At 40.5% G+C, this 19,321-nt stretch carries 8 protein-coding genes; 5 read left to right on the forward strand and 3 right to left on the reverse strand.

Annotated elements, in window-relative coordinates; all coding sequences use genetic code 11:
• The 3 genes from MMO42_RS13060 to ata all read right to left on the reverse strand — a co-directional run.
• The coding region (locus MMO42_RS13060; protein ID WP_277603341.1) for an ESPR-type extended signal peptide-containing protein at positions 1-3,968 on the reverse strand (3,968 nt) is incomplete at its 3' end.
• Between the two features lie 412 nt (positions 3,969-4,380).
• Positions 4,381-5,172, reverse strand: a complete 792-nt coding sequence (locus MMO42_RS13065) for an OmpA family protein (RefSeq protein ID WP_241320828.1) — start codon at positions 5,170-5,172, stop codon at positions 4,381-4,383.
• A 62-nt stretch (positions 5,173-5,234) separates the two neighbouring features.
• Positions 5,235-12,668: a trimeric autotransporter adhesin Ata gene (ata, locus tag MMO42_RS13070; protein WP_241320829.1), complete on the reverse strand. Its 7,434-nt coding sequence runs from the start codon at positions 12,666-12,668 to the stop codon at positions 5,235-5,237.
• A 482-nt stretch (positions 12,669-13,150) separates the two neighbouring features.
• Between ata and MMO42_RS13075 the strand changes: the two genes are divergently transcribed.
• The 5 genes from MMO42_RS13075 (at position 13,151) to MMO42_RS13095 (ending at position 19,289) form a co-directional block, all read left to right on the forward strand.
• Positions 13,151-13,738, forward strand: coding sequence for a 5-formyltetrahydrofolate cyclo-ligase (locus MMO42_RS13075; RefSeq protein ID WP_241320830.1), 588 nt, complete (start codon positions 13,151-13,153; stop codon positions 13,736-13,738).
• A 144-nt stretch (positions 13,739-13,882) separates the two neighbouring features.
• Positions 13,883-16,312 carry an endopeptidase La gene (gene lon / locus MMO42_RS13080; RefSeq protein WP_241320831.1) on the forward strand — a complete coding sequence of 810 codons (2,430 nt, stop codon included), beginning with the start codon at positions 13,883-13,885 and terminating at the stop codon, positions 16,310-16,312.
• A 326-nt stretch (positions 16,313-16,638) separates the two neighbouring features.
• Complete coding sequence (gene rlmH, locus MMO42_RS13085) at positions 16,639-17,118, forward strand: 23S rRNA (pseudouridine(1915)-N(3))-methyltransferase RlmH (protein WP_241320832.1); 480 nt, start codon at positions 16,639-16,641, stop codon at positions 17,116-17,118.
• A gap of 100 nt (positions 17,119-17,218) precedes the next feature.
• Positions 17,219-17,992, forward strand: a complete 774-nt coding sequence (locus MMO42_RS13090) for a dioxygenase (RefSeq protein WP_241320833.1) — start codon at positions 17,219-17,221, stop codon at positions 17,990-17,992.
• A gap of 190 nt (positions 17,993-18,182) precedes the next feature.
• The gene (locus MMO42_RS13095; RefSeq protein WP_241320834.1) at positions 18,183-19,289 is read left to right on the forward strand and encodes an META and DUF4377 domain-containing protein; all 1,107 of its coding nucleotides are present in this window, start codon (positions 18,183-18,185) and stop codon (positions 19,287-19,289) included.
• The last annotated feature ends 32 nt before the right edge of the window (positions 19,290-19,321 follow it).

Below are 19,321 nucleotides of genomic sequence, written 5' to 3' on the forward strand. Positions count from 1 at the left end.
GCCAACTGGTCTTCTGTTGCTGCTTGACCTGAAACCGCTGTGCCGTTCCAAGTTTTATTGCTTAAGCCACCAATGGTATTGGTTGTGCCATCAATGGTGACTGGATTTGCAGTACCCACTTTAATGGTATTGCCTAAGCCAAGCTGTACCCCATCTGCTGTGGTGGTACTGGTGATGTTGCTATCACCTTTCACATTCAGTGTATCGCCTAATGCAAATTGGTTGCTGCTGCTACCATTACCAAACTTGATGCCTTTGTCCGCTGTCGCTTGTGCTGCATCGGCTGCAGTTTGCGCAGTGGTGACATTCTGATTCGTCGTGAATAACTGGCCACCATTCACTGCATCTGTTGATGCCGCTGAACTGATGTCACCTGCTGTAACACCAGTAATCTTCTTGTTACCAGCATTGATTCCTGTAGTTTTATCAACAACAACCGTACCAACGGTTACTTTGTCTGTTGTAACACTGCTTAAGTTCAAATCTTTGCTTAAAGCAAACGCAACATTATTACCCGTCTTCGTTGCTGTAAGGTTGGTATCTGATGGTGTTGCTACACCGATATCAACGGTATCGCCTGCTTTGATCGCACCGCTATTCTTACCATTTGTTTGTAGATTAAAACCGCCTTTTAATGTACTGATATCAGAGGTATTCGTTGTAATCTGATTACCTTGATTCGTGACTGTCGTCGTTAAATTGCTAACATTCTGATTCGTCGTGAATAACTGACCGCCATTCACTGCATCTGTTGAACTTGCTGAACTGATGTCTCCTGCTGTAACACCCGTAATCTTCTTGTTACCAGCATTGATCCCTGTAGTTTTATCAACAACAACCGTACCAACGGTTACTTTGTCTGTTGTAACACTGCTTAAGTTCAAATCTTTGCTTAAAGCAAACGCAACATTATTACCCGTCTTCGTTGCTGTAAGGTTGGTATCTGATGGTGTTGCTACACCGATATCAACGGTATCGCCTGCTTTGATCGCACCGCTATTCTTACCATTTGTTTGTAGATTAAAACCGCCTTTTAATGTACTGATATCAGAGGTATTCGTTGTAATCTGATTACCTTGATTCGTGACTGTCGTCGTTAAATTGCTAACATTCTGATTCGTCGTGAATAACTGGCCACCATTCACTGCATCTGTTGAACTTGCTGAACTGATGTCTCCTGCTGTAACACCCGTAATCTTCTTGTTACCAGCATTGATCCCTGTGGTTTTATCAATAACAACTGTACCAACGGTTACTTTGTCTGTTGTAACACTGGTTAAGTTCAAGTCTTTGCTTAAAGCAAACGCAACATTGTTACCTGTCTTCGTTGCTGTAAGGTTGGTATCTGATGGTGTTGCAACACCAATATCAACGGTATCGCCTGCTTTGATCGCACCACTATTCTTACCATTTGTTTGTAGATTAAAACCGCCTTTTAACGTACTGATATCAGAGGTATTCGTTGTAATCTGATTACCTTGATTCGTGACTGTCGTCGTTAAATTGCTAACATTCTGATTCGTCGTGAATAACTGACCGCCATTCACTGCATCGGTAGATGTCGCTGAACTGATGTCTCCTGCTGTAACACTGGTAATCTTCTTGTTACCTGCATTGATCCCTGTGGTTTTATCAACAACAACCGTACCAACGGTTACTTTGTCTGTTGTAACACTGGTTAAGTTCAAATCTTTGCTTAAAGCAAACGCAACATTATTACCTGTCTTCGTTGCTGTAAGGTTGGTATCTGACGGTGTTGCAACACCAATATCAACGGTATCGCCTGCTTTGATCGCACCGCTATTCTTACCATTTGTTTGTAGATTAAAACCGCCTTTTAAAGTCGTAATATCATTACCTTGAGTGGTAACTGTTGTCGTTAAATTGCTAACATTTTGATTCGTCGTGAATAATTGACCACCATTCACTGCATCAGTTGAAACTGCTGAACTAATGTCACCTGCTGTAACACCAGTAATCTTCTTATTACCAGCATTGATTCCTGTAGTTTTATCAATGACAACACTACCCACTGTTACTTTATCAGCTGTAACGCCAGCATTATTAATAACAGTATTACCTGTGGTCACACTACCATTAGTACCTAAATTAACAGTCTCAGCCAATTTAATATCAAGTTGATTCGTACCATTCGATACAACACCAATATTGCCACTGGTTAATGTACCTGTCGCACCACCTTTAACATTCAGGTCTTCGCCTAATTTACGGGTTGCCTTAGTCCCTGAATCCCCCACAAAACCAAGTGGATTATCCGCCAAGGTCTGCACCTTACCATCAACATAAGTCTTGTTAGTCGCATCACTACCAACTGTTGGTGCCGCTACATTGGTGATCTTTTTATTGCCAACATCTAAACCACTTGCTGTACCTGATAGAGTAACTGCATTCGCACCGCTACCTATCGTTGATGTACCAGTAACAACACTGTTACCATTCACTTGCTGACCAGTTGAAGTTACTGTGCCTGCAAAATTAGGTGCATCCGCAATTTGAATCGCAATTGAACCAGTTTGATCCGTTACCGTTTTTACATTCGAACCACTGTATGTACCTGCTGTGCTTGCTGCACCACTAATCGCAATAGCTTCACCAAGCTTACGGTTAACATCGGTGGTATCACCTGATTTTCTTGCATTACCTGTAAAGGTAATCGCTTTATTCACTTGTGTGCTTACGGTGTCTAACTGACCTTTGTTTACGGCCTGATCAGCAGTAGTTGCATCTGCAACATTACTGATATTTTTATTCCCTACATTAATCCCCGTACTGGTAACGCTTGGACCACCCGTAATCGTTAAACCACTGTTGTTAATCTTGGTATTACCTGTAGTCACACTACCATTGGTACCTAAATTAACAGTTTCAGCAAGTTTAATATCAAGCTGGTTACTACCATTCGATACAACACCAATATTGCCACTGGTTAATGTACCTGTCGCACCACCTTTAACATTTAAATCTTCACCTAGTTTACGCGTTGCTTTCGTCCCTGAATCACCCACAAAGCCTAATGACTTTAAAACTTCTGTATTTAAATTTGAAATTGCCTGCGGAACTGTGGTTGCCGCAGCATATGATGTACCATCAGTTTTTGCTATTACATAGCTTGGAAGTGCAACAGCTCCCGTTTTAGCTGAAGCACTAATTCCTGTCGAGCCTAAAATTGCAGCAACTTGATTAAGTTGTGATACATTCGTAGCATCATTTGCTTTATAACCATTTGCTACATTTGTTAAACGCATAAAACGATCTGTTGCCCAAGTCCCACTTTTCGTACCTGAATAATATCTATCATCACCAGCAGCGTGACCAAAAGAAACTGTATCGTCTTCAACTGCACTGGATTCTGCGCCAAGTGCATACGAGTTTTTTCCTAGTGCCGAAGCATCATTACCAATCGCGACAGCCCCTTTACCATCCAAAGTATTCTCTTTGGAATCAGCATAAGCACCACTACCGATTGCCACAGAACCGCGGCTCATTGCCTGCGCGTTATTTCCAATCGCTGTTGTATAGGCTTCCCCTGCTACTGAGCTTGGGCCAAGCACGACCGCACCAGTACCAGTAGCAACAGCAGCTCGACCGATAGCTACCGAGTCTGTGCCTTTTGCACAAGTTTGACCACTATCACTCCCAATCGCAATTGCACCTGTAGCTTCACCACCACTACCAGCACTTGTCGCTGTACAATTTGTTCTTGTACTAGCATTACCAGCTTCATAACCTGCGAAAGCAAAGGTTGTGGTAAATACTGTAAAAATAGCTAGAGATAATGTTTTGTAATTAAAAAATAAACTTTCTTCGCTCTTCGCTACTTGCTGTAGCTCTAAAGAAACGACCTGACCGACGTTGCCACTATTTTTTGTTTTTCCTTTAGCAAGCTCTGAAACTGCCACCCAAGCACCTAATGAGGCGTTCCATACAACCTTATAAACCTTATTCATAATATTTTTCCAAACGCAGATAAAAGTTACAACATGTACAAATATGTGTACAAGTCTGTCTATTAAGTAAAGAAATGTAATTTATTGCCAATAAAATAACTTTTTTAAAATGAGAAGTAAATCACAGTAACATGTGTTATTTACCCATAAAATCACTAATTAAATCCCACATATTTTTTTATTTTTTAATATTAAAATTTTTAAAATCAATAATTAATATTTAATAAATAATAAAAACTCAATCTAATATTTTTTATCTAATGTAGAAAGATATACAAAAAAAGTCGATACATGACAGTAATTGACAGGCTTTCACTAAATTTATTCGATTTTTTTTCATTAATATTTGTATCTAAATGTCAAAAGTTAAAAAAAAGCCAGCATAAATGCTGGCTTTTCATTCTTGGATCTTTTACCAAGTTACGTTAACACGTCGATTCGGTGCCAAGCAGCCCACCAATTGTGAATTTGCTTTATTACCAGCGCATTGCTGATATAAATCAGTTTGGCTGTTAGCCTGAATCTGAATGCGGTTTGCATCAATCCCTTCATTTACCAATAACTTCGCCACAGTATTGGCACGTTGTGATGATAACTGTTGGTTGTAAGCAAATTTACCTAATGTATCTGTAAAACCTGCAACCACAATTGGGCCTGTTGAATTACTTTGCTTAATACGTTGTGCAATCGAAGTAACTGAACTTGAACCTTGCTCAATCGCATTGGCACTGAAACGATCAAAGGCAAAAAATACACTACCTGAACGAGCAGAATTTAAATTTGCATCATTAGGCACCTGATTATTTGCACCCCATGCCATTAAACCTTCACATGCCTCACCTTTCCAAGATAATCTTTCTGAAAGATATTTCTTGTCAAAATCAACACGGAGTTGACAACGTAAATAGTCCTGACTGTTTGGCTGACGAATATCTAAAACATAATTCCAAGTCTTTACAAAGAATACGCCTTCACTAAATTGAGGATGACCCAAAATATGGCGAATCTGGTCTTTGGTTAAACCTGTATCCAAACGTGCAACATTATCATATTCATAACGTTGCACTTGTTTTAAATAGCTTTTTTCAATCTCAGGAAATTTAATTTCCTCTGTTTGCGTTACTGCTTCTTTTTGTGCAAATGTAGTGGTCACACTTAAACCAACTAATGTTGCCATCATCAAAACTTGAATATTTTTGTTCATTTCTTTACTCACAATATCTGTTGAATATAAGGAGAGCCCATGACTCTCCTTACTGAAGGCAATTAGTCAATAATTGTACTTACACCAATACGCACCAACGGACTGCCTTGGCTACCTAATGCAGCACCTGTTGTCAACGACCAGCGTCCATTATCTGCTGTACGTCTGAAGGTCACACCCACTGCATTTTGATCGTTGTAATATGCAGCACCGACAGCCATGGTTAATTTACCTGGAACAAATGGGGCTTGTTCAAGTGCTGCAGTCGCTGCAATACCGGCAGACATTTTATCTTCCAAGTTATCAATACGCTTGTTGGTATCATAGAAAACTTGCTGTAACTGATCACCAAGGTTATTGATCTTGTTACCCAATTCTTGGTTTGATTGATTTAAGGTTCCAATCGCATCATGAATATTATCTTTGCCCGTACCACCAATATTGTTGGTTTTAATCGTACCGTCTTGATTAACCGTCGTGTTGCCACCAATGCTGTTCTTGATGCTGTCAGAAATATTATGGATTTGACCACCGTTCACTGCATCTTTAGAATCTTTTGCAATTGAACCATCAGCCACACCCTTAACAACACGGTCACCATCTTTACCCGCCATATTGACACTTGTACCACCAGTGTCTTTACCAACAGTGATTTCACCGTTTGGTTTCTGCTGCTGAACTAATCCAGTCTTACCATCGTTGATGTTTTGGATGTTGTTCTGGATGTTTTGGATATCATTTGTGTTCTTGTCGACGTTTTGCTTAACATCCCACAATTGACCACCATTGACCGCATCTTTAGAACCTTGCTCAACCTTACCATCAGCAACATTCTTCAAGTTTGTCCCGTCTTCACCACCACCTAAGGTCACTGAGTTTTTGTCAACATTGCCATTTTTGTCTTTGTCATATTGAACTGCATTATCTGAAAGATTACCGATGTCTTTACCAATCTGGTCTTTCAATTTATTCAACTGATCAACATTGACTGCGTCTTTACCATTAACACCATCCGCAACGTTAGTGATGTTCTTACCGCCTGCATCAATACCATTGATTGTGATACTTGGACCACCTTTAATGGTTAGACCATTGTTGTTTAGTACGGTATTACCCGTGGTAATGCTGTCAAACTTTGCATCTTTCAACAATTCAATCTTGATACCATCTTCTGTGGTACGTGTGATCACGTTCTCACCGCTGGTTTTGTCTTCTGCAGTTGCAGCATCCGCACCACCCACGATGTTTAACTTATCACCCAACTTACGATGAACATCTTTACCTGCATTACCTGCAAAGTTCAGACCTTTGTTGGTTAAATCATTAACACCATTTGTGACTTTGTCATCTACAGACTTGATCGCATCATTAATGTTGTCTTTACCTGTTCCACCAATGTTATTGGTGGTGATGCTGCCATCTGGATTAACTGTAGTATTGCCACCAATGCTGTTCTTGATGCTGTCAGAAATATTCTGAATCTGACCACCATTCACAGCATCTTTAGAACCTTTCGCAATTGAACCATCTGCAACATGAGTAATGACTTTATTACCTGCATTGATGCCATCTTTAGTGATGCTTGGACCATCTTTAATAGTTAAGCCATTGTTGTTTAATACGCTATCACCAGTCGTGATACTGTCTAAAGTTAAGTCTTTCTTGGTCGAAACTTCGTAGTTAGTACTACCATCTTTATTGGTGGTTTCTTTAACTACAATGTTGTCACCTTCAGTAACTGTCGTCTTCGCTTTAGTTGCAGCGTCTTTTACATTGCTGATTGCATCATTGATGTTGTTTTTGCCTGTTCCACCAATGTTGTTGGTTGTAATGCTACCGTCTGGATTAACAGTTGTATTACCACCGATGCTGTTCTTGATGCTGTCAGAAATATTCTGAATCTGACCACCATTCACGGCATCTTTAGAACCTTTCGCAATTGAACCATCAGTAACATTGCTGATGACTTTATTGCCTGCATTGATGCCATCTTTAGTGATGCTTGGGCCATCTTTGATGGTTAAGCCATTGTTGTTTAATACGCTGTCGCCAGTGGTAATGCTGTCAAACTTCGCATCTTTCAACAATTCAATCTTAATACCATCTTCTGTGGTACGGGTAATCACGTTCTCACCGCTGGTTTTGTCTTCCGCTGTTGCAGCATCCGCACTACCCACGATGTTTAACTTATCACCCAACTTACGATGAACATCTTTACCTGCATTACCTGCAAAGTTTAGACCCTTGTTGGTTAAATCATTCACACCAGTAGTGACTTTGTCATCTACAGATTTGATCGCATCATTGATGTTATCTTTACCTGTTCCACCAATGTTATTGGTCGAGATGCTGCCGTCTTGATTAACTGTAGTATTGCCACCAATACTGTTCTTGATACTGTCAGAGATATTCTGAATCTGACCACCATTTACGGCATCTTTAGAACCTTTCGCAATTGAGCCATCAGCTACATTAGTAATGACTTTATTGCCTGCATTGATGCCATCTTTGGTAATGCTTGGACCATCTTTGATGGTTAAGCCATTATTGTTTAATACGCTGTCGCCAGTGGTAATGCTGTCAAACTTCGCATCTTTCAACAATTCAATCTTGATACCATCTTCTGTGGTACGGGTAATCACGTTCTCACCGCTGGTTTTGTCTTCTGCAGTTGCAGCATCCGCACCACCCACGATGTTTAACTTATCACCCAACTTACGATGGACATCCTTACCTGCATTGCCTGCAAAGTTTAGACCTTTATTTTCCAACTCAGTCTTGGTGTTGTTGATCGTGTTGTTTAATTCAGTCTTGGTATCTGTAATCTGATTAGTTAACTGATCTTTAGTATTCGTGATCTGGTTACCCAAGTCTTTCTTCGCATCGTCTAACTTGTTGTTGGTATCAGTGATCTTGCCATCTAAACCATCTTTAACGTTGGTTAACTGATCAACATTGACTGCATCTTTGCCATCTTTACCATCTGCAACATTGCTGATGACTTTATTGCCTGCATTGATGCCATCTTTGGTGATACTTGGGCCATCTTTGATGGTTAAGCCATTGTTGTTTAATACGCTGTCGCCAGTGGTAATACTGTCGAACTTCGCATCTTTCAACAATTCAATCTTGATGCCATCTTCTGTGGTACGAGTAATGACGTTCTCACCGCTGGTCTTGTCTTCTGCTGTTGCAGCATCCGCACCACCCACGATGTTTAACTTATCACCCAACTTACGATGAACATCTTTACCTGCATTACCTGCAAAGTTTAGACCCTTGTTGGTTAAATCATTCACACCAGTAGTGACTTTGTCATCGACTGATTTGATCGCATCATTGATGTTGTCTTTACCAGTTCCGCCAATGTTATTGGTGGTAATACTGCCGTCTTTATTAACCGTGGTATTACCACCAATGCTGTTCTTGATGCTGTCAGAGATATTCTGAATCTGACCACCATTCACGGCATCTTTAGAACCTTGCGCAATTGAACCATCAGCTACATTAGTAATGACTTTATTACCTGCATTGATGCCATCTTTAGTGATGCTTGGACCATCTTTGATGGTTAAGCCATTGTTGTTTAATACGCTATCGCCAGTGGTAATACTGTCAAACTTCGCATCTTTCAACAATTCAATCTTGATGCCATCTTCTGTGGTACGGGTAATCACGTTCTCACCGCTGGTTTTGTCTTCTGCTGTTGCAGCATCCGCACCACCCACGATGTTTAACTTATCACCCAACTTACGATGAACATCTTTACCTGCATTACCAGCAAAGTTCAGACCTTTATTTTCCAATTCGGTCTTGGTGTTGTCAATCTTGGTGTTGAGTTCTGTTTTAGTGTTGTTGATCGTGTTATTTAACTCGGTCTTGGTATCTGTGATCTGAGTCGTTAACTGATCTTTAGTGTCATTTAACTTGTTGTTGGTATCCGTAATTTGGTTACCCAAGTCTTTTTTCGCATCATCCAATTTGTTGTTGGTATCGGTGATCTTGCCATCTAAACCATCTTTAACGTTGGTTAACTGATCAACATTCACTGCATCTTTACCATCTTTACCATCAGCAACATTGCTAATGACTTTATTACCTGCATTGATGCCATCTTTAGTGATGCTTGGACCATCTTTGATGGTTAAGCCATTGTTGTTTAATACGCTGTCGCCAGTGGTAATGCTGTCAAACTTCGCATCTTTCAACAATTCAATCTTGATGCCATCTTCTGTGGTACGGGTAATCACGTTCTCACCGCTGGTTTTGTCTTCCGCTGTTGCAGCATCCGCACCACCCACGATGTTTAACTTATCACCCAACTTACGATGAACATCTTTACCTGCATTGCCTGCAAAGTTTAGACCTTTGTTTTCCAACTCAGTCTTGGTGTTGTTGATCGTGTTGTTTAATTCAGTCTTGGTATCTGTAATCTGATTAGTTAACTGATCTTTAGTATTGGTGATCTGGTTACCCAAGTCTTTCTTCGCATCGTCTAACTTGTTGTTGGTATCAGTGATCTTGCCATCTAAACCATCTTTAACATTGGTTAACTGATCTACATTGACTGCATCTTTTCCATCTTTACCATCTGCAACATTGCTAATGACTTTATTGCCTGCATTAATGCCATCTTTGGTGATGCTTGGACCGTCTTTGACAGTTAAGCCATTGTTGTTTAATACGCTGTCGCCAGTGGTAATACTGTCAAACTTCGCATCTTTCAACAATTCAATCTTGATGCCATCTTCTGTGGTACGAGTAATGACGTTCTCACCGCTAGTCTTGTCTTCTGCAGTTTCTGCATCAGCACCACCTACGATGTTTAACTTATCACCCAACTTACGATGAACATCTTTACCTGCATTACCTGCAAAGTTCAGACCTTTGTTTTCCAACTCAGTCTTGGTGTTGTCAATCTTGGTATTGAGTTCTGTTTTGGTGTTGTTGATCGTATTATTTAACTCGGTCTTGGTATCTGTGATCTGAGTCGTTAACTGATCTTTAGTGTCATTTAACTTGTTGTTGGTATCCGTAATTTGGTTACCCAAGTCTTTTTTCGCATCATCCAACTTGTTGTTGGTATCGGTGATTTGGTTACCTAAATCAGTTTTCGTAGCATCAATTTTTTGATCTAAATTGGTAATATTTTGAGTGTTTTGATTTACACGAGTATCAACGTTCTTCAACTGACGTACGGTAACTGCATCAGAATCAGCCGAACCATCTTCAACATTGGTAATACGACGTTCTTTGCCAGCAGAACCAACAGAAACCACACCGTTTGACATCGAAGCATCGCGATTCGTCAGGAATGAACTTCCTGTTGCTTCAGTTGCGACAGCATCTTGGCCCAATGCAACACTGTTTTCAGCTTCAACTCGGCTGCGCGCACCTAATGCGACACCACCAACAACCATTGATTGTGCACCTTGACCAACTGCTACTGCATTTTCCTGATCTGCAATTGCACCACCGCCAATTGCAGCAGAGTTCTTACCTGTTGCTTTTGCTCCACCGCCAACGGCAGCAGCATTTTCATTGCTTGCCTCTGCACCTTTACCAATTGCAGCAGCACTATCACCCGTTGCTTTCGCACCACTACCAACAGCAGCTGCACCATTACCTGTGGCTAATGCACCTTCACCGGGCTTATTACCAGAACCAATTGCAGTCGAATTTGTACCAGAAGCAACTGAGTTAATACCCATCGCCGACGCGCCATCGCCTGTTGCTTGAGAAACAGCACCAAATGCCGCAGCACCTTTACCAGAGGCATTCGACATGACACCAAAAGCCGATGACGCATCACCTGTCGCTTTAGATGTCATACCAAATGCTGATGCAAATGCACCAGTACCAACAGCTTGAACACCGACCGCTGTTGAACCGTGATTGGTTTCCGTTGTTGGATAACGACCAGATTTAAGTACGCCACCCGTAATTTCAGTATAGGTTTTACTTAGCTCAGCATCTTGAGCAATTTTATCAACGTCATCTCCACCAATCGCAACAGATGAGTTACCACGCGCAACCACATCGGCACCAATCGCAATGGATTGATCACCTACAGCCTTTGTCTGATCACCAATTGCAATCGATTGATTGCTATAGCTTGTTGCTGTACCAGCTGCTCCCTTTGTTGAAGCATTACGGCCAATCGCAACATCACCACTACCTACGGTTTCACTTGCATTACCTACAGAAACTGCGCCAATCCCTGCACCTTTCGCTTGTGACCCGACTACAACGGCATCATAACCTGTCGCACTTGCGCTTACGCCTACAGCAATCGAATTACGGCCTTTTGCACCGTCATTTTCATAGTTACCGCCCTGTACCCCATTATCATTTACACTCACATAATGTGTACGAGCTGCTTTTAACTGACCTACAGTCGCAGCATCAGAATCTACTGCACCGTCTGCTACATTTTGAATACGGCGTTCAGCGCCAACATCACCTACAGATAAAACCCCTGTTGGCGCAGCTTGTTTGGTTAAAAAACTCTTTTCTGTTGCTTGTGTTGCTTTTGAATCTTTACCGAGAGCAATACTATTTTCAGCTTCCGAACGCGCACCTTTACCAATCGCAACACCACCTTCAAAAGTGGTCTCTGCTTGGTCACCAATCACGACTGCATTGTCTTTTTTTGCTTTTGCGCCAGTACCAATTGCAACCGATTTTGCACCTGTAGATTCAGAGAATGCTCCGATCGCTAACGAATTTTCTTGTGTTGCAACCGCACCACCACCAAATGCGATTGAATCTTTACCTGTCGCTTTCGTTGCCATTTTTGATTGATATTCAGCACCTGCCTGACCTGCAACAGAACCTGCATTTTCAATATCAGGCGAACCGATTGCAATTGCACGATAGCCTTCTGCTGTTGCAGAATGACCAATTGCTAAAGACCCTTTACCTGTTGCCGCAGCAACATTACCAAGTGCTTGAGCAAAATCCCCTGTCGCAGCTGATTGACGCCCAATTGCTAACGCAGTGTTTCCACTAGATAGTGCCGCAGTACCAATCGCAACACCTGCAATATTTTTTGTTGTTGCATATGAGCCTATCGCGGTACCAAGACCTTTTTCAGTTGTTGCACCTGTTCCAAGTGCAATCGCACCGCCTTCTTTATTACTCGTACCGCCAAATGCACCTGTCGAGTTATTATATGGGTTTTGACGATTTGCAATATTTGACCTTGAACTATCTTGTGTTTGTGCTCCACACCCCATAGCAATATCTTTACCATTGGCAGTGCTTGCAACACCTTCAGCACATCGATTTGCAGAAATAGAAGTTCCAGAGCCTGCACCCCCTTCAATATTCGTTGCCGCAAATGCACTAGGAGAAAAACTAATTGCCCCAGCTAAAATAGCAGCTGACAAATTGAGAACGTTAGATTTAGTTTTTGTTTTACTTTTTGCAAGTTCAGACGTTGCAACCCATGCGCCAATCGATGCATTCCAAACCACTTTATAGACTTTATTCATAAAAATTCTCAGATCATTACAACAGTTATTGATGGTCTAAAAATGCCAATAAGCATTTTTAGTTTCGGTGCCGAAAAAGAGTCGCGGATGCTAATAAAATCGAGTAAATTGGTAAAGATTCAGTAAATATTATTATTAAAAATATGAGACATATTTCTCATATTTATAAAAAAACCAAACAAATAAATACATGATTTAAATCACAAAAATACAAAATTGTTTTATTTTGTTCTGCTTTTGTTTTATTTTATAAAGAACATGAAAAATAGAGTAATAGCTCCATAATAAATAATAAAATAATATGCAATGCCTAAAATTCACATTAATTATTGGAATAAATTATTAAAACTACATTTATTAGAAAAAATACAAATAATACTATAAGTTTGAAATTTTACTTATAAATAACAGGATCTTTGTTTTTAGAATTTATTGAATAAATCAAGTATGATTACTTCCATCAGGATTGGTTTTAAAACCTTATGAGCCCTACCCTAAACTCATTAAGAAAACAACTTCGCTCAAAAAGAAGGCAACTCTCTCCTTATGAGCAAAATAAAGCTGAACAACAGGTCTTAGTACAACTTAATCACTTCCCTCGATTTAAAGCTGCACAAAAAGTTGGCCTCTATCTACACGCCTTTGGCGAAGTTCATACTCACAAGCTCATCAAGCTTTGTTTTCAGCGAAAAAAACAGGTTTATTTACCCATGATCTGTAATATGAATCAGAATTTGGTCTGGGTCAGAGTAAGCGCAAGACAATATTTAAATAAACGTTTTTCCCATCATCCACTCGGCATGAAAGAACCGATGGCAAGTCGTGGTCGGCATGTTTCACACTTAGATTTACTCATCATACCTTTATTGGCTTGTGATCATGAGGGAACACGAATCGGTATGGGAGGTGGCTATTATGATCGAACACTCGCCACGGCGGCCCATTCTCCTTATCGTCTTGGTCTCGCACATAACTTTCAATATGTAGAGCACCCCTTATCAAGACAAAAATGGGATCAACCTCTGGATGGATTGCTTAGCCCTAAAAAATTCTATTATTTCAAACGGTAGCCCTCTGTTTTTCTTCTTTCCGCAATGAATCTTGAGTAATTTAGTCTTTTTTTTATATTTTCTAATCAAAACCCCTTGTATTTTTTGAAATGCACATCACTATAAAAAACATGGCAACACCGTTGTCACTCATTAGGAGTGCCCATGTCTGAATATATTTTAAATAATGAAACTAGCTTAGAGCCACAGGTTCCAAGTGTATTACCACTCTTAGCATTACGTGATGTTGTGGTCTATCCACATATGCAAATCGCGCTATTTGTGGGTCGTGAAAAATCGATCAATGCAGTGGATGTGGCTCGTAACAGTGACAATTTAGTATTTGTAGTTGCGCAAAAAGATTCGCTCACAGAAGAAATTGATCACGATAATCTCTATCAATATGGAACTGTGGCTAAAATCGTACAAGTGGTGAATCATGAGAATGATGAAAACTGCATCAAAGTACTGATTGAAGGCCTGCATCGTTCAAAACTCGAACGCATTATTGATGGCGAAGAATACTTAACAGCTGAGCATCATTTAAGCCCAATGACATTGCCTTTGGACCAAGAGACCCAAGAGACTCGCTTAAATGAATTACGTACCCTATTCGCTCAATATGCAGAAGCGAAATTACGTAATGCACGTGAACTCGTTGCAGCAGCAAATAAAATCGAAGACTTATTGCAATTGATGTTCTTCGTTGCAACTCGTGTGCCTTTAAATATTGAAGTAAAACAAAAGTTTTTAGAGCACGACGAGTTTGAAGCTCACTTGCAAGAGTTAATGAGCTATTTGATGAATCAATCTGCTGAACAGCAAATTGAGCAAACGCTGCATGACAGTGTAAAACGCCAAATGGAAAAGAACCAACGTGAATACTTTCTAAATGAAAAAATGAAAGTCATTCAACGTGAACTTTCCGATATGAATGGCGGTGCTGAAGATGACGTTGCTGAAATTGAAAACCGTCTTGCTGAAGCAGATTTACCTGAACACGTACGCAAAAAAGCTGAAGCTGAGTTTCGTAAACTTAAAGCAATGCAACCTGCTTCGAGTGAAGCCGCTGTTGTTCGCAACTATCTAGAAGTGATTTTAGATACGCCTTGGAATAAAGCGAGTAAAGTCAGCATCAACCTTGCTAAAGCACAGGAAATTCTAGATACCGATCATTACGGCTTAGATGATGTAAAAGATCGTATTGTTGAATACTTGGCTGTCCAGTCTCGTGTTAAAAAACTCAAAGGTCCGATCCTCTGTTTGGTTGGTCCTCCGGGTGTGGGTAAAACCTCGCTTGGTGAATCTGTGGCGAAAGCAACAGGTCGTGAGTTTGTCCGTATGGCACTTGGTGGTGTACGTGATGAAGCTGAAATTCGCGGTCACCGTCGTACCTATATCGGTGCGATGCCAGGTAAAATCGTGCAATCGTTGACAAAAGTTGGTGTCAAGAACCCGTTATTCTTGCTCGACGAAATTGACAAGATGGCGCAAGACTACCGTGGCGATCCTGCATCAGCATTGCTTGAAGTACTTGATCCATCACAAAACAGCAAGTTCAATGACCATTACTTAGATCTTGATCTTGACCTTTCAGAAGTCATGTTCATCTGTACAGCAAACAGTATGAATATCCCTGAAGCCTTGCTGGATCGTATGGAAGTGATTCGTCTTCCGGGTTATACCGAAGATGAGAAAGTGAATATTGCTGAACGTTACCTTGTTCCTAAAGCAATCAAGAACAATGGTCTACGTGCAAAAGAGTTGACTGTTCACGAAGAAGTAATCCGTGACATCGTACAACGTTATACACGTGAAGCAGGTGTCCGTAGTTTAGAACGTGAAGTGTCTAAAATTGCCCGTAAAGTTGTGAAAGAAGCAGTCAGTAAAAAGTCGAAGAATTTACAGATTGATGTTACTTCTGCAAATCTTCCAGAATACTTAGGTCCACACAAGTTTGACTTTGGTATTGCCGAAGATGAAGCACAAGTAGGTCGTGTAAATGGCTTGGCTTGGACTTCAGTGGGTGGTGAATTACTTACCATTGAAGTTGCAGCAGTAAAAGGTAAAGGTAAATTCATTACTACGGGTTCACTCGGTGATGTCATGAAAGAATCAATTACCGCAGCAATGACTGTTGTACGTACCCGTGCTGATGAACTTGGTATTGAAGCTTCTCGTTTTGAAGAAACGGATGTGCATGTTCACTTACCTGAAGGTGCAACACCAAAAGATGGTCCATCAGCTGGTCTGGCACTCACGACGGCACTTGTATCAGCATTTACAGGTATTGCGATTCGTCCAGACATTGCCATGACAGGTGAAACAAGTCTTGGTGGTCGTGCGATGCGTATTGGTGGCTTAAAAGAGAAACTTCTTGCAGCGCATCGTGGTGGAATTAAACTGGTTTTCATCCCACACGATAACGTTCGTGATTTGGCTGAGATCCCAGACAACGTAAAAGAAGGCTTAGAAATCAAAGCGGTGAAAAGCATTGATGACATCCTACCTTTAGCATTGACGGATACACCAAAGCCTTTGCCGAAAACACCGATTGTGAAACCAGTCGAAGATGCAAAAGCGGCACGTCACTAATCTGCTAAATAGTTGAAAATAAAAAGAGAGCTTCGGCTCTCTTTTTTTGTTACACAATATGGTTGAAAAATAACCAACATACGGCATAATAAAATAGAGTCGATAAAAACAAAGGCTAAATTTGACTCATGAACTCATTTTAGCGCCATCCGAACTCCAGACGGATGGCACTTTGATCGCAGCTCATACGCGTTTTGAGCTGCGTTTTTTATGAGTACTCTATCGCTGTTTTTTGTATTTTTTATGACAAGATAACCCGTACTTGCCTGCATGGAAGAGACAACAGCGTTTATAATATTGTTCATTTCCTCAATCGCACATGCCTTATGAAAATCCGCATTCTCACCATTGGTCAAAAAATGCCTGCTTGGGTGTTGACTGGATTTGAAGACTATTTCAAACGTATTCAACCTTTTGTACAAACTCAAGTCGTTGAACTTCCAATGGCAAAGCGCGGTAAAAATGACTCTGAAGCAGATATTTTGAAATATTGTCACATTGAAGGTGAAAGCATTCTTAATGCACTTAAATCCAATGAAACCTTAATTGCTTTAGAAGTGGGTGGTCGTGAATTGAGTACCGAAAAACTTGCGGATACCATGAAGCAATGGATGCTTGAAGGCAATGATATTGCGATTGCAATTGGCGGTCCTGATGGACATTCCGATGCTGTTCGTAAAGCTGCTGCTTGGCATTGGTCACTTTCAAAATTGACTATGCCTCACCCCATGGTGCGTATTTTGCTGATTGAGCAACTATATCGAGCCATGACGATTAATCATAACCACCCTTACCATCGGGCGTAAAACTGTTCTGATTTTAGAACAACATGTTGAAGTTTCAGGGCTGTCATTCTGATGCCAGTTTTGTCAGGATAATGAGGTATTCCCTCTCAGGTGCTTATTTATGGATCTCCAGACGTTACCCGGATTATTTATTTCCCATGGTTCACCCATGCTTGCCCTTAATCCTGAACAAGTGGGACCTGCACTTCATCGCTTGGGTAATAACCTGCCTAAACCTCAAGCTATTGTGGTGATGTCGGCACATTGGGAAAGCCAAGCCTTAGAGGTCAATACATCAACACGACCACAAACTTGGCATGACTTTCGTGGTTTTCCACCTGAACTGTATAACATCCACTACCCAGCCGCAGGTGCGCCAAAACTAGCAGAAGAAATTCTTACACGATTTGCCGAAGCAGAGATTGCTGCACATGCAAATAGTACACGCCCACGTGATCATGGCGTTTGGATGCCTTTACTACACATGTATCCCGATGCAGACATTCCTGTGATTGAGATTTCATTGCCGATCAATATGAATGCGGATGAGATCTACAAAATTGGACAAGTCCTGTCGCCATTACGTGAACAACAAATTCTGTTGATTGGTTCAGGCAGTATTACCCACAACCTTGCAGAACTGTCGTGGCAAGCAGATGCCGACGTACCAACATGGGCCAGCACCTTCCGCAATACTGTTGTGAGTAAACTTACGCATCAAGACTACGATGCTGTATTGGACTGGCCAACGCTTCCCTATATCAAGCGCAACCACCCCACTCTTGAACATCTTGCGCCTTTATTTTTTGCTATGGGCACAGGCCTTCGCTTCAATATTGTACATAGCAGCTTCTCCATGGGTTCTCTCGGTATGGATATTTATCGTTTTGATTAAATATCCAACTAAATCACATAAAAATAAAATGGGCTTGCTTAAAATAAAGGCAAGCCTATAAATCTGCTATATTTTCTTAAAATTTACAAATAGAAACATTTAACAAACTTAATTGCTAAAAGGATGACATGTTCTCTTTTTAAGAATACTTTAAGCTTATGACTGTTATTTATTTACTGTTGTTTTGAATATGAAAATCAAATATTTAGTTCTTGCATTACTTCCACTTTCTTTAATGGCGTGCCAAACAGTGCAAAATGTGACTGATAATGTAATTTCTCAAATTAATACAACTGCTGCAAAAAACTTAACTGAATATAATTGGACTTACCAAGGTTCTAAAGCATCTAAACCTTTAGTTTTATCTTTTAACGCTGACCAAAAACTTGCAATCCAAACGGGTTGTAATAACCAAGGTGGTACTTGGAAAGTTGAAGGCAATAGCATTGTCACGTCACCACTTGTATCAACCATGATGGCTTGTGCTGATGATTTAATGCAACAAGAGCGTTTATCTTCTGATATTTTCAGCGAGAAAAAAGTACCATTTGAAATTAGCACAGTAAATGGTCAAGCAATTTTGACTGTTACTGATGGCAAAGGTCAAAAGCATGTATTTACAGGTGCAAAAGTGGCTGATAACAATGTATTAACCAACTACACATGGTCATATCAACCTACTGATACTAAACGCCCAATCGTATTAAGCTTCTTGGCGAATGATCGTTTATCTGTAGACACAGGTTGTAACCGCTTAAATACATCATGGAAAGTTGAAAATGGTTTGATCACGACGGGTGACGGTGCATCAACATTAATGGCTTGTGATCCTGCACTAATGAAGCAAGAACAATTTGCTGGCGAACTTTTACAAAAACGTAAAATCGCTTTTGAAGTGAATGCAAGCAACCCAGAACAACCGACTTTAGTCATCGCTGATGCCAAAGGTCAAAAATATACTTTCGTAGGTAAAATGACACCTGAAGCAAAATACCAGTCTGAAGGTAAAACTGTTTTCTTGGAAATTTCACCAGAAACTAAATCTTGCACAGGCGTTGCACCACAAACTTGTATGCAAGTTCGTGAAATTAAATATGATGACAAAGGTTTAAAAACTTACGCAGATAAAAACTGGTCACTTTACTACGGTCAAATCGAAGGTTTTGAACACAATCCACAACAACGTGTGATCGTACGTGTTAAACGCTTTGACATTAAAAACCCTGCTGCTGACCAATCAAGCATTGCAGACGTATTAGATATGGTTGTTGAACAAGAAATTGTGAAAAAACCATAATTTCATTATAGAAATAAAAAAATCCGATGACA

Source organism: Acinetobacter sp. ANC 3882, from assembly GCF_022549545.1.
Lineage (GTDB): Bacteria > Pseudomonadota > Gammaproteobacteria > Pseudomonadales > Moraxellaceae > Acinetobacter.